At 69.7% G+C, this 12995-nt stretch carries 13 protein-coding genes; 6 read left to right on the top strand and 7 right to left on the bottom strand.

Translation table 11 applies throughout. The features are described from left to right. Positions 1–7: 7 nt before the first annotated feature. The 5 genes from ACIBGM_RS12440 (at position 8) to ACIBGM_RS12420 (ending at position 4743) form a co-directional block, all read left to right on the top strand. Entirely contained in the window at positions 8–532 is a 525-nt protein-coding gene (locus ACIBGM_RS12440) for a hypothetical protein (RefSeq protein WP_396385450.1), read from the top strand. A gap of 255 nt (positions 533–787) precedes the next feature. Further along, entirely contained in the window at positions 788–1117 is a 330-nt protein-coding gene (locus ACIBGM_RS12435) for a PadR family transcriptional regulator (protein ID WP_360519385.1), read from the top strand. Next, on the top strand, positions 1114–2298 hold the full coding sequence (locus ACIBGM_RS12430; protein ID WP_396385449.1) for a DUF1700 domain-containing protein: 1185 nt from the start codon (positions 1114–1116) through the stop codon (positions 2296–2298). The genes ACIBGM_RS12435 and ACIBGM_RS12430 overlap by 4 nt, the downstream gene beginning before the upstream one ends. 64 nt (positions 2299–2362) lie before the next feature. Continuing rightward, on the top strand, positions 2363–3244 hold the full coding sequence (locus ACIBGM_RS12425) for a hypothetical protein (protein ID WP_396385447.1): 882 nt from the start codon (positions 2363–2365) through the stop codon (positions 3242–3244). Further along, entirely contained in the window at positions 3241–4743 is a 1503-nt protein-coding gene (locus ACIBGM_RS12420) for an SMI1/KNR4 family protein (protein WP_396385446.1), read from the top strand. Before ACIBGM_RS12425 ends, ACIBGM_RS12420 begins: the two co-directional genes overlap by 4 nt. On the opposite strand, the gene ACIBGM_RS12415 is transcribed toward ACIBGM_RS12420, so the two are convergent. The 5 genes from ACIBGM_RS12415 to ACIBGM_RS12395 all read right to left on the bottom strand — a co-directional run bounded on the left by ACIBGM_RS12415 (position 4737) and on the right by ACIBGM_RS12395 (position 8793). Beyond that, positions 4737–5456, bottom strand: a complete 720-nt coding sequence (locus ACIBGM_RS12415; protein WP_396385445.1) for a GNAT family N-acetyltransferase — start codon at positions 5454–5456, stop codon at positions 4737–4739. The genes ACIBGM_RS12420 and ACIBGM_RS12415 overlap by 7 nt on opposite strands. Before the next feature lie 15 nt (positions 5457–5471). Then, positions 5472–6452, bottom strand: a complete 981-nt coding sequence (locus ACIBGM_RS12410; RefSeq protein WP_396385444.1) for an adenylate/guanylate cyclase domain-containing protein — start codon at positions 6450–6452, stop codon at positions 5472–5474. After that, entirely contained in the window at positions 6442–6840 is a 399-nt protein-coding gene (locus ACIBGM_RS12405; RefSeq protein WP_396385443.1) for a cyclic nucleotide-binding domain-containing protein, read from the bottom strand. The genes ACIBGM_RS12410 and ACIBGM_RS12405 overlap by 11 nt, the downstream gene beginning before the upstream one ends. Before the next feature lie 61 nt (positions 6841–6901). Continuing rightward, complete coding sequence (locus ACIBGM_RS12400; protein ID WP_396385442.1) at positions 6902–7600, bottom strand: class I SAM-dependent methyltransferase; 699 nt, start codon at positions 7598–7600, stop codon at positions 6902–6904. Continuing rightward, positions 7591–8793, bottom strand: coding sequence for a 3,4-dihydroxy-2-butanone-4-phosphate synthase (locus ACIBGM_RS12395; protein ID WP_360519409.1), 1203 nt, complete (start codon positions 8791–8793; stop codon positions 7591–7593). Before ACIBGM_RS12395 ends, ACIBGM_RS12400 begins: the two co-directional genes overlap by 10 nt. 320 nt (positions 8794–9113) lie before the next feature. Here ACIBGM_RS12395 and ACIBGM_RS12390 point away from each other — a divergent pair, with 320 nt between their 5' ends. Further along, entirely contained in the window at positions 9114–10640 is a 1527-nt protein-coding gene (locus ACIBGM_RS12390; protein ID WP_396385441.1) for a DUF4185 domain-containing protein, read from the top strand. Between the two features lie 7 nt (positions 10641–10647). Here the strand turns inward: ACIBGM_RS12390 and ACIBGM_RS12385 are convergent, their stop codons facing one another. Next, a complete protein-coding gene (locus ACIBGM_RS12385; RefSeq protein WP_396385440.1) occupies positions 10648–12000 on the bottom strand; it encodes a threonine/serine exporter ThrE family protein in 1353 nt (450 codons plus the stop codon). Further along, entirely contained in the window at positions 12000–12989 is a 990-nt protein-coding gene (locus ACIBGM_RS12380; RefSeq protein WP_360518995.1) for a sugar-binding transcriptional regulator, read from the bottom strand. Before ACIBGM_RS12380 ends, ACIBGM_RS12385 begins: the two co-directional genes overlap by 1 nt. Positions 12990–12995: the final 6 nt, after the last annotated feature.

Genomic DNA, 12995 nt, shown 5'->3' with positions numbered 1-12995 from the left:
TTGGCCCGTGCAGAGGTTCTTCTCCGGGTGGCGTGGATCGGTGGCGTGCGGTCTGATCGGCGCGGCGGGGATCGGCGTCTTCGTCAGGACCGACGGGGCGAGCTGGGCGACAACAACTGGGTTTGCCGCGTTCGGCGGTGTGGTGTTCGGCTTCGCGTTGTGGCGGTTCGAGCCGCGGATACGGCGCGAGCTCGCGGAGGTCGAAGGTGACCTGCCGGCCGAGAAGCTGGAGCTCGCGCACCGCGCCGCTCGACGGGGCCCAGTGCCGTCCGACCCTGAAGTCCGGGCGGCGGCGCTCCGGATCGCCTCGCACGAGCTGGGGTCATCATCCACCTGGATCCCGGGCCCTCGGATCAGAACGGCGATCGGCGCGCTGATGGCGCTCAACGCCGTCGGCTCCGCGGTGTCAGGCTCGCTCTGGGCCCTGATCTACGGCACATCGGCCGCCCTGCTGCTGCACTCCGGCCTCTACTACCCACGCCAACTCCGCAGCCGCATCAGGCTGCTCTCGGCTGACGGTTCGGGCGACTAGACCCGCGACCACGCTGGTTTGGAGATCCACAGGTCGGCGGGTCCACGGGGTGGTCGACTTGCGGGCGGCAGCCCGCGGGGGGCGCGCGGTAGCGCGCAGAAGGGCGGGTGGGTGCGAGCGCGGCGAGCACGCGACGTAGGAGCGGGCGTGGCGGTGCGTGGGTATGTGGTGCGTTGTGGAGTACTGCGCATTGTGTAGTAGTGTGGTCGGTGTAGGACTGGAGGCCGCGGTCTTCTGGTGGGTGAGGAGGTTGGTGTGGATACGAGCCAGTTGCTCAAGGGTGTGCTGGATCTGGCGGTGCTCGCGGTGTTGCGGGATGCCGACGGGTACGGGTACGACGTGCTGCGGCGGTTGCGGCAGGCGGGGCTGGAGGATGTCGCGGACGCGTCGGTGTATGGGACGTTGCGGCGGCTGTTCGCGGCCGGGGCGCTGACGTCGTACGTGCAGCCCAGTGAGGAGGGGCCGCACCGGAAGTACTACGGGCTGAACAAGACCGGCCTGGACATGCTGGCCCAGTCGACCAAGACCTGGAACCACTTCGCCGACACGATGTCGGTGCTGCTGTCGGAGGAGGAGGCCGCGTGAACAGCACCCTGACCGGAGCCGTCGCGATCTACCTGGCCCAGGTGCGGGCCGAGCTGAGCGATCTGCCGCCGGGCGAGCTGGAGGACGTGCTCGAGGACGTCAGCGGTCACCTCACCGAGGTGGCCGCCGAGTTCGAGCACGAGCCGACCACCGCCGGCCTGCAGGAGCGGCTCGGGACACCGCGGGAGTACGCCGACGAGCTGCGGACCGCAGCCGGCTACCCGCCCCGCACGCAGCCGGTCGCCGATCGCGACGCAGCCCGGAAGGCGCTCCGCTGGGGCCTGATCGCGGCGACCGTGGGACCGTTCTTCGTTGCCATCGGCATCTTCGCGTGGTCACACGAGGAGACCTTGTTCTTCGGGGTTCTCGGCTTCGGCGTGCTGTTCGCCGCGGCCTACCTCGGCGTCCGCGCCCTGCGCGGCCACGATCCGCGGATCGTGCTCGAGACGCCCCGCGGCGCGCAGGGCGCCGAGGCCGTCCGCGGCCTGGTCGACCAGATCCCGCCGAACGTCCGCCGCGAGCTGGTCACCATCGGCCAGCCGGTCTGGTGGGTCGCCCGCGGCGCCACCGGCGGCGGTGGCTTCTTCGCGCTGTTCGGCGCCGGCGCGGTCACGGTGGTCGGCGCGCTGGCCGGCGCCGCGGTGTCGATCTGGATCGGCCGCAAGACCCAGGAGGACGCGCGCTGGCTCTGGTACGTCGTACCGCTCAACGTCGTCGCGACCGTCGCCGTGCCGGCCTTCCTGGCCGCCGCCTACATGGGCGCGTCGTTCGGATTCCTCAACGGGTACGACGACTACAGCGGGAGGTCGGCGTCGTACCAGGACGGCCTGGTCCTGAACGGCACGCCGGTCACGAACATCTACCCGTTCGACGCCCAGGGCAAGCAGGTGCCGGTCCGGCTGTACGACCAGGACGGCGCTCCGATCAGCCTGCGCAAGCAGGACTGCGCGAGGTACTTCGACAACGCCGATGCCACCAGCAACAGCTTCCCGCTGCCCGTGATGATCGACGACGGGGCCAACGTGGAGCAGCAGACCTGCAAGAACTCCGACCAGGCCTCGTTCTCCCCGCCACCGGCCCCGGCCACCATAACCACGCCAAGCATCACACCAAGCGTGAGCACCAAACCGACGACGACCCCAAGCACCAGCGTGACCCTGACCGTCCAGCCCACGCGCTGAACGGTGAACCCCACCAGACACTAGGGTGACGGGCCTTGTCGCCCGTCGTGTGAGGAAACGCCCTGTGTGGATCGTGCTCGGAATCGTTGCCGTCGTCGTCCTGCTCATCGCCCTGGCGCTCTGGTGGCTGCTCCGCGGTCCTGACGACGAGCTGGACGAAGAGTTCGCGGTGGAACGCAAGTGGGACTGGGAGTCCGCGCTGACCGAGGAGCAGGAGACTGCTCTGATGTCCGGCCTGCAGGCGTACCACAAGAGCAAGGACGGCCCGGTATCCATCGACGGCAGCAGCGGTCAGCTCATGCTGTTCGCACCGCACACCGTCATCTCGCTCTACCTACTCGCCCAGCGGTTCGTTGCCCTCGGCCCGGATGCGGTGTCGTACCCGGTGAGCGCGGTCGGGCGGCTGCTGGACGAGTTCGCCGACCAGGAGCAGCCCGGGGTCCTGCACCTGCGGGACGGCTGGTTCCCCGCCGAAGGCGTCGACGGGATGGACAGCTCGGAGTTCGCTGACCTGGTGATGGACGTGCTGATGCAGCACAACGACCAGCGAGTCACCGGCGGATCGTGGAACGGCGACAGCATGGTCGAAGCAGTCGTCCATGCGACCGGGCTCAGCCTGCGCGAGGAGCGGGACGCCATGTCCGACCAGGCGGAGCACGCGAGGCAGCACGGCGCGTCGGACGACGAAGCCTTCGACCGGGCCCGCGAACGGATGGAGGCGGACCGGAGCCGGCACACCAACCACCTGGTGCTGGACCTCGGCCGCGTGCTGGACCATTACGGCCAAGCCCGGCAGGCCCAGCCGCAGACCCCGCCGATCGACCTCCTGCGCGGTCTGCTGGCCCGCATGGTGGCCTCTGAGGTACCCGGCGTGCTCTGGACCCGTCCAGCCACCGACGACGAGCGAGCCATCCTCGCCGACTCCGCCTGGAACAACGGCGCGTGAAGGCGGACGACGTCCTCGGAGCGATCGCGCGCACGGTCGCGGAGGACGGACCGGAAGGCTGGCAGCAGGCCACGCTGACCGCGACAGTCGGCGAAACCTGGTCCTACCGCAGCGGCCCCCGCTACCAGCCCGACGACGGCCCCTACCGCGAGGCCGACGACGAGCGGCTCCACAAGCAGCTCACCCAGCTCCACGAGGCGGTCGATGCGGTCGACTCCGTCCTGCTCGACCTCGTCGTCCACGCCTCCGGCGCGTACGAGGCTGTCACCAGCGAGTCGGTCAAAGAGCTCAACCCCGGCTACCTCTACGTCCTCGACGCCTACGACCTGCCGTTCGAGCCCGCCGAGCTCCAGTCCGGCCCGGCGAACGCCGTACCAGCAGGTGACCCGGCCGAGGCCGTCGAGCTCCTGCACCGGTACGTCGACCACGTCGAGCGGATCCTGGATCGGAAACCGGGTGAGTTGTTCGGCAAGCTGCCTCCGCCGATGCAGGCGGACGAATCCGACCTGCCTCCGGACCTGCTCGCGCTCTACTCCGTCATCGACGGCGACGGCGGCGCCGGGATCTTCGACAACCACGTGTGGTTCGGGCTCGAGTCGGTCGCGGCACCGCCCCTCGAGCGGTGGTGGGGCGAGCGCGACTGGGCGACCGAGGTGTCCAGCCCGCCACAGCTCGACTGCGTTCCGGCCCTGGCAGTACGGCGAGCAGTCGACTGGCCGGCGTGGATCCCGTTCGCCGGTGACACCTTCGGCAACTTCCTCGCCGTCGACCTGGATCCAGGTCCACAAGGCAGTCCGGGACAGGTCGTCCGGATCGGCAAGGACCACCCTGGCCCGGTCTACGTCGCCGACTCGGTGACCACGCTGCTACGGCTGCACGTCGAGGCGCTGGACCGAGGCGACTACACCGAGTCCAACGGCGTGGTGACCACGAACTGGAACACGGTCGGCAACGGCCCGGTCATGCTCGAGGTCAACGGGCATGCCGTGCCACCGCAAGGCGTGCACGACGGCATCCAGGACCTGCGGGTGAAGAACGCCTTCCAGGTCGATCTCGAGCCGGTCCGCGGCCTGCCCGTCCTCTGGCACGTCGCCCTGACGAACTGCGCGTCCGCCGACCTCTCGCCACTCCAGGACACGCCCGTCGAGGAGCTCTTCATCGGCCTCGACCAGATCGACTTGAGCGCGCTGAGCGGTCACCCGACGCTGCGCCGCCTCAAGATCCAGACCCGCCTACCGGTCGACCTCACCCCGCTGCGCACCCTGCCGGCACTGCAGTCGCTGGACCTCTCGAAGGCGGTAGCGCAGGACTACCAGGTGCTGGAGGAACTAGCCCACCTGAAGTACCTCGGCCTCCGCGCCGACCAGTGGCAACAGGCCACCGCCCCACCAAATCTCGCCGCCGCCGGCCTCCTCGGCGACCCGACCTTCGCCGACGCAACCACCTGGGCCGCCCGATTCTCGCCAGACGACCCGTCCCGCCACCACGGGACCTACTGAAAGCCCGCCGCAGCCACGTACCGGTACGTGTAGCCGAGACGGTGGTAGACCGCGATGGCGGCAGCGTTGTCGCGGTCAACCATCAGGCCGGCGCGCCCGTGACGCTTCACCAACTCGTCCGTGACGAACCCACACACTTCACGCGCCAAGCCTTTGCCGCGGGCAACGTGTGCAGTCGCAACACCGGCCAGGAACCCGATCTCCGGCGCGCTCCACGCATCCGCCGCGATACTCAGCAAATCCCCGCGATCACCGGTCACTGCAGCCCACCGCCGTACGCCGGAACGCCCGGGCCACGCGTACGACGACGGCGCGGCCTCGGTGAGCAGCGCCTCGACACCGTCGTCGCCGTCGAGCCAGGCAGCCGTGGTGGTCACCACGGAACGCTCTGCGGTATCCATCCAGCCGAAGGCAGCCGTGAAGGAGAGCCCAGGCACCCGGTCGGCGAGCTCCCGGATCAACCGCTCATCGCCGAAGGGACGAAAGCTCGTCCCCACCTCGGCGAGGACCTCGACCGTGAGCCGCGCGACCGCGTCCGCCGGGCCGAGGACGGCGAGACGGTCCCGCTTGGAGAGATCCGGCGCGGCGACGGCAACCGCGGCCCCGTCGTACCAGGCTCGGACGCACGGGCGCAGCCCCTGCCCGGCCCAGACGATCAGCGGATCACCGGCACTCGCCTTCGCCAACTCGGCCGTCGTCAGAATCTCGCGCACACAGGCAATTCTGACTCACTCCGCGCGTTGCACGGCGTACGGGACCAGGTGGTGGTAGCCGCGGACCGAGACTCGCCGGAGCCGGCGCAACCGGTAGTCGGGGTGGCCGTCGAGCGCCGCGGCCAGCTCGCGGTCGGCGAGGACACGGCCGGGTTTGCACTCCGAGGTGAGGCGGGCGGCCAGGTTGACCACCTCGCCGTACACGTCGCCCAGCCGGATCAGGATGTTGCCGTAGGCAAGACCAATGCGCAGCTCGGGCAGGTCGCCCGCCACGGTGACGGCGTCCTGCAAGGCGAGAGCGACCGCGGCGCCCTGCGCGGCGGTGTCGGTGACGAACAGCACCTCGTCGCCGATCGACTTGATCACCCGGCCGCCGTTGAGAGCGACCACGTCTGCGGCCGTGCCCTCGAAGCGCTCGATCAGCTGACCGAGCTCCACCTCACTCAGCCGGCGAGCCAGCCGGGTGTAGCTGACGATGTCGGCGAACCCGACCGCGCGGATCCCGCGCGCCAACTGGTCCGAACCCGCCACTGCCCGACCGGCTGCCGCGGCCAGGTGGCGGCGCCAGGCGTACGTCTGCAGCCGCTCCATCGCCGGGAGCAGCAGCCCGGCCACCTCGATCGCCTCGTCGGCCGACAGCTTCGAGTTGCCGAGGAACTCCAGGAACATCGCAGACTGCCAGGACGCGAGCCGGGACTGGGTCTGGCCTAGCTTGCGGGCCAGCGAGGACTCCAGCTCGGGGTCGATGAACCCGTCGTCCTCGAGGGCCGCGACCAGCCGCAACGCCTCGACGTCGCCGTCGGTGAAGGCGACCTCGTCGTCCGGCACGGTCGCGAACCCGAGCGCGTGCCACATCCGCTCGGCGCGGGCGATCGAGATCCCGGCGCGCTCCGACACCTGGATCCGGGTGAACTTCCGCTCGCCGCCGAGCAGCGCCTGCTCGAAGTCCCGCTGCACGGCAGCCGGATCGGCAGGCTCCGCAGTGTCAGGAGCCACCACGGCGCTCGGCGATGGTGGCGTCGATCGCGTCCCGGAAGGCCGGCAGCCGGTTGGTCAGGTCGTCGAACTTCTCCCGGGTGAAGTGCAGCAGCTGCAGCCGCGACTTCGCCGTCACCGTTGCCGTCCGCAACGTGTTCTTCCGGACCGCCACCTCGCCGGCGATGTCGCCCGGGCCGAGCTCGGCGATCTGCTCGCCCTTCACCCGGACCGCGGCCGTGCCGCTCAGGATCAGGTACGCCGCGTCCGGTGGGGTCTGCTCCAGGATGAGCGACCAGCCGGCCGGCACCGAGACCTCCTCGCCGGCCCGGAAGATGTCCCTGATGTCGCGTCCGGACAGATCCGCGAACAACGGCAGGTCCCGCGGGGATGTCCTACCCAAAGCCACGTCGATCCTCCGAGCCCGCCGGGCCACCCCGGCGATCAGCCGATGTTTCCAGTCAGTAACTCTAACGGACGGCTGCGACCAGGAGTAACGCCGGCCGACGCCGGTGTACGGCGAGATGCGCATGACGCTCGACCTGTGCACGAGTCGGCACCGGTTCGTCCACCACCTCGAGGCGGAATCCCTGCTGCCGCAGCACTCTCAGCACGGTCCCGATCGTGCGGTGATACTTGATCACACCGTCGACGAACCACATCCGTTGCCGCGGGCCCTCGTCCGCGTAGTCGTCGACCACGCAATCGGCCGCGGTCAGCGGGGCCGTCACCACCGGATGCTCGATCGAGAACACGAAGGACCCGCCCGGCGTCAGCCACTGCGTAACCCGCCCGACCAGGCCCACGAAGTCCTCGACGTAGTGCAACACCAGGCTGCTTACCACCAGGTCCACCGATCCGGACGGAAGGTCGAAGTCGGCCAGATCCGCCCGGACATAACGCACTGCGGGATGCCGCTCCGCAGCCGCCAGCATCTGCTCCGACGCATCGACCGCGATCACCTCAGCTCCACCCGCAGCCAGCCGAACAGCCAGACCGCCTTCGCCGCACCCGAGATCCACGACCCGCAGCCCCTCGACCGGCGGCAGTACGGCGTTCATCGCCGGAATCTCGAGCTCGTCGTTGAGCCCGAGGCCGTCCCGCCGCAACTCTCGATACCCGCTGAGGAAGACCGGATCGTCGTACAACTCGGCGCCGTTCACAGCCACCGAACCAGGTCGTGGATGTCGATCATCGGCAACTCCCAGCGCAACGCGAACTGCTCCAGGTCAGCCGGCCCAGCCATCACCCCGTCCGGCCGCATCACCTCGCAGCACACGCCTACCGGCGCAAGCCCAGCCGCACGACACAGCGCGACCGTCGCCTCAGTGTGCCCGAGCCGCTCGGCCAGCAGCCCGGGTCGCGCGGCCAGCGGGAACACGTGCCCCGGCCGCAGGAAGTCCGTCGGTACGGCGTCCGCCGCCGCCAGCCGGCGGATCGTCGCCGCCCGCTCGGCCGCGGACACCCCGGTCCCGGCGGCGGACGCCAGATCGATCGACACGTGCATCGCCGTACCCTGCCGGTCGCCCTCGCCCGGCATCGGCGGGATCTCCAACCGCTCCAGTACGTCGGCCGCACACGGGATCGTCGTGTGTCCACAAGCGTTCGTCAGCAGGAACGTCATCGCCTGCGGCCGGAACCGCTCACCGGCGAAGACGACATCGCCCTCGCTCTCCGCGGTCGGGTCCCAGACCACGACGCCACCACCGGCGGCGATCTGCGCGACGACCTTCTGCACGCCGATCTCCCCACTGAGCTGACCCGCCCATGGCAACTGGCTGACCGCTTTCAGGAGATCGGGACCCTGCCCGTCGCGGGCCATCCGGACGAGCAGATCGCTCTCCAGGTTGACCCGATCGCCTTCGGCCAGCGCGCCGAGCGTGGTCTTCTCCAATGTGTTCGGCACGAGCACGACCGAGAACCGGTCCTTCAGCACCTCGGCCACGGTGATGCTGACGCCGTCGATCGCGACCGAGGTCTTCGCCACCAGCTTGGCGAGCAGGCGGTCCGGCGGCTTGATCCAGACCCGGCGCCCGGCCGGTTCGGCGGCGACCCGGAGCACCTTGCCGACCCCTTCGACGTGCCCCTGGACCAGGTGCCCGTCGATCCGGTCGCCGGCCGCGATCGGGAGCTCGACGTTCATCGTCGTACCGGCCGAGATGCGGTCCAGCGTCGTACGGCGCCTGGTCTCGTCCGTCACGCTCACCCGCACCTCGCCGGCGCCGGCCGGCTCCGCAGTGAACCTGACCCCGTCCAGACACACCGCGCCACCCGGGGCGACGGCGATCGCGGACTTCACCCGCAGGACATCGCCGGCGACCTCGACGACCGTGGCCGTATGCTCAATTCTTCCTGTGAACATGCTTCGCTCTCCGGCTGTGGCGGTGTCTCCTGGTGCCGCGCAGTAGGCGCGGGACCAGGAGACACCGCCTAGGTTCCGGTCAGGGACCACTGGGGGTCCGAGCTAGAAGCGGGGTATCACCGCGTGGCCCCGGTCAGCGCCGGGTCACTCCGCCACCGGCGGAGCCGACGGGCCCGGGAAGCTCCCGACCGTCACACCTTGGAATCGCACCAGCAGGAAGTAAACCACACCCAGCTGTTGACCCATTGACAACGAAGGACTACGTTCGGCGGAAATCGATTTCTCAGGATCGTGCTCTGCCCCGCCCGAGGAGACAACGCATGCGGAAACGATTGCTACTCGTCCTGCCCGTGCTGATCGGAGCCGCTCTGGTGCCGGCCGACCAGTCCTCCGAAGCCCAGGCGTCCGCGGTGCCGTCGCCCGCCGAGCGCATCGCCAAACTGACCGGCCCGGAGTCGATCAACGACACCGAGGCGCGGTTCGCCCTGAAGGCGACCGACCTCGGCATCCTGTGGGACAACGGGTCCGGGGAGATCCTTACCGCGTTCGGCGACAGCTACGGCAGCGGCTGGACCGGCCCGGGCGGCGGTGTCGGCGACCCGGCCACCATCGACTGGCGCTGCAACCTGCTGTTCCGCAGCAAGGACCGCAACCTGGCCGACGGGATGTCGCTGGACTCGGCCGCCGAGGACCGTCCCGGCCACGCCAAGCAGTTCCTCGACTGCAAGAAGGTCGACCGCGACGAGCACACGGTCATCCCGACCGGCGGTATCGCGGTCGGCAAGCGCCAGTACGTGCAGTACATGTCGGTCAACTACTGGGGCCCGGCCGGCAGCTGGTTCACGAACTACTCCGGCTTCGCCTACTCCGACGACAACGGTGAGACCTGGACCAAGGACCCGAACGCACGCTGGCAGAACACCAAGGCGTGGGACAACAACTTCCAGATGGTGGCCCTGGTCCGCGACCAGGGCTACGTCTACATGATCGGCACACCGAACGGCCGCTTCGGCAACGCCCACATCGCCAGAGTCCCGGAGCAGCAGGTCCTGCAGAAGAGCGCCTGGCGGTACTGGGACGGCCGGACCTGGTCGCCGAAGGAGAGCGCGGCGGTGCCGATCGCGATCGGCCCGGTCAGCGAGGTCTCGGTGCAGTGGAACGCGCACGTCGGCAAGTGGCTGATGATGTACCTGGACGAGACGCGGGCATCCGTCGTACTGCGCTCGTCGAAGTCGCTGACCGGTCCGTGGAGCGGCGAGCAGGTTGTTGTGAAGGGCAAGGACTTCCCCGGACTGTACGGGACCAACATGCACCCGTGGTCGTCCGGTGACGACCTCTACTTCACGATGTCGCAGTGGGATCCGTACAACGTGTTCCTGATGCGCACCAAGCTCACCGACGACGGCCAGGTCACCAACCTGGTGAGCGACCCCGGCTTCGAGGACCAGACCGGCAGTACGCCGACCTCACCCTGGCAGCTCAACGGCCGGGGCGGCATCGACCGGTCCAACCTCGGCCACAGCGGCACCAACAACGCCTACGTCCGGGACTCGATCGGCACCCACCAGCTGCAACAGAACGTCGTCGTCCGGCCGCACCACCGCTACCGCCTGTCCGCCTGGATGCGCACCGCGGCGAACAACACCGAGACGATGCTCGGCGTCCGCACCCTGCGCGGCCAGACCATCGCGCAGAAGTCCGGCGGGGCGCACCCGGCGTACGAGAAGGTCAGCGTCGAGTTCGACTCCGGCCGTGAGTCCCTGATCGAGCTGTACGGCGGCTTCTTCGGCCGCGGCCAGGACGTCTGGCTGCAGCTGGACGACGTCGTACTGGAGGAGATCAGGTAAGGCGGGCCTACTGAGGCTGAGCAGACCGTCGGCGGGACCGGCGGGATCCGGTCCGGCGACGGACCGGACGGCGTGGTCCGACCAGGCGTGGCCCGGCGAGGCGATCCTCGAGTCGCCGGGCCTCGCGGCGGATCGGCTGGGCGACGTACTCACCGAGGATCACACCGGACGCGATGGCGACACCGATCGCGACCGCGGTCGCGAGGCTGACGATGCCGATCAGGTTGCCCAGTCCCATCAGCTCGTAGAGGCCCTTGTAGATCGTCAGTCCCGGCAGCAGCGGAATGGTGCCCGACACAACGACCACCAGCGGCGGCACTCCGGTACGCCGACCCAGCGAGTAGCTCCCGAGACCCACCACGAAGGCCGCGGCTGCCGTCGACCACGCCGGCCCGAACGAAGCCCGCGTCATCAACGTGAAGACCAGCGACCCGAGCGCCCCGATGATCGCGACCGGGAGCAGCACCCGCAGCGGCGCGTACGACGCGTACGCGAACGCGACCGCCATCAGCGCACCGGACCCGACCATGATCGGCAGGTTCGCCAGCTGGATCGTCTGCGCCTCGATGCCGACGTTGAGACCGAGCTTGATCCCCACCGTGAGGCCGAGGCTCACGCCGGCGATGATCCCGCCGGTCAGCAGCATCGCCTCGAAACTTCGGGCCGCCGCCGTCACGTAGTACCCGGTGAGCGCGTCCTGGACGGCACCGGTGAGCGCGATCCCGGCCAACAGCATGATGATGCCTGCGGCAACGACCAGGGACGGTTTCACCGGCGCGTGGACGGCGTACAGGACCAGCGCGACCGCGGTGGCGACGAACGCGCCCGCGACCTGCTGGTAGAAGGCAGGCAACCGCTGCCGGTTGAACCACCGGTTGTTCAGGTCGATCACGATCGCGGTGACGACCGCGACCAGCGTGATCAGCCAGCCACCACCGAGCAGCAACGTCGCGCCACCGGCCATCACCCCCCAGGCCAGCACGGCGCTCCAGCGTGGGTACGGCGGTCCCGCCGACGTCAGCCGCGCCAGCTCGCGACTCGCTTCGTCCCGGGTCACGTCGCCCCGGGCGAGTCGCCGTACCAGCCGGTCGACGTCGGTCAGCCGGGAGAAGTCCTGCGAGCGGTAGCGGACCAGGCGGATGTGGGTCTCGGGCGCGACGTCGGGCGCCGCCTGGTACGAGATCGCCATCGAGGTGAAGGTGATGTCGACCTCGCAGCCGCGCAGCCCACCGGCCGCGGTGACGCCGAGGATGGTCGCGGTCGCGTCCGCCGTACCGGCGCCGCTGGACAGCAGCACCTCGCCGACCCGCAGGGCCAGGTCGAGCGTCCGGTAGACGTCTTGCTGCTCCTCGCGATCCATCAGGCGTCGAGCAGGCGGTTGGCCATCGCCAGGTCGGTGATCAGGATGTTGACCCAGCCGCCGAGCAGCGCGGCCCGGATCGCGGAGAACTTCCGGTCGCCGCCGGCCACCCCGATCCGGCGCGGCACCGCCAGCAGCTCCTTGGCGGTCACCCCGATGACTCGCTGGTCGAACGTCGAGCGCACGTGCTTTCCCTCTTCGTCGAAGAACCGGAAACAGACGTCGCCCACCGCGCCGAGCCGGCGCAGCTCGTCCTGGTCGGCCTCCGCGACCGCGTTCCCACTGCGCTGCAACAGCGGTGAGGGCTCGAGGCTGCCGATCCCGACCAGGGCGTCGGTGAGCTGTCCCCAGGTGCCCAGAACGTCCCGAACGGACACGTCGTTCATCATCGCCCGCCGGACCGCCGGGGTGCCGACCAGGCCCGGGGCGGGCAGGTAGACCGGCATCCCGCCGGTCAGCTCGGCGAACCGGGCGGTCAGCCGGGTGGCCTGCATCTGTACCGCGGCGTCACCCAGCCCGCCGACGATCTGCACCACCCGGTCCACGACCGGCACGCTCTTGCGCGGCATCCGGTCGACGGCGCTGATCAGGGTCTCGCTCCAGGACGAGATACCGATCACATGCCCGCCGGTGAGCGTCATGTCGATGTACGCCGCCGCGCCCGAGCCGAGCGCCGGGAGCACGTCGTCCGCCACGCCGAGGGTGTCGACGACGACCGCGTCCCGCAGTCCGTACCGGCCCTGGAGCTCGTCCTCGAGGTCGCTGTGCACGCCGCTCGGCATGGTCACCACGGTGTGCACGATGCCGACCTCGACGGCCTGCTTGAGCATCCGCGACACCCGCGCCTGGGACAGGTTGAGCTCAGCCGCGATCTTCGGCTGCCGGATGCCCTTCTCGTGGTACATCCGGGCCACCTTCGCCAGCAGCCGCAACTCGTCCAGCCCTGGCTGGCGCACCGCGCGGTTGTTCACGTCGAGACCCCCTAACAAGCGACG

This window comes from Kribbella sp. NPDC050470 (assembly GCF_044458365.1).
Classification (GTDB): domain Bacteria; phylum Actinomycetota; class Actinomycetes; order Propionibacteriales; family Kribbellaceae; genus Kribbella.
Note: the sequence above shows the minus strand (reverse complement) of the source record. Positions and strands in the feature narration are given on the sequence as shown.

Coding starts and splice junctions, on each gene's coding strand:
- ACIBGM_RS12395 (WP_360519409.1), bottom strand. CDS start 8,793: ATGTTCACAGGAAGAATTGAGCATACGGCCACGGTCGTCGAGGTCGCC.
- ACIBGM_RS12390 (WP_396385441.1), top strand. CDS start 9,114: ATGCGGAAACGATTGCTACTCGTCCTGCCCGTGCTGATCGGAGCCGCT.
- ACIBGM_RS12385 (WP_396385440.1), bottom strand. CDS start 12,000: ATGGATCGCGAGGAGCAGCAAGACGTCTACCGGACGCTCGACCTGGCC.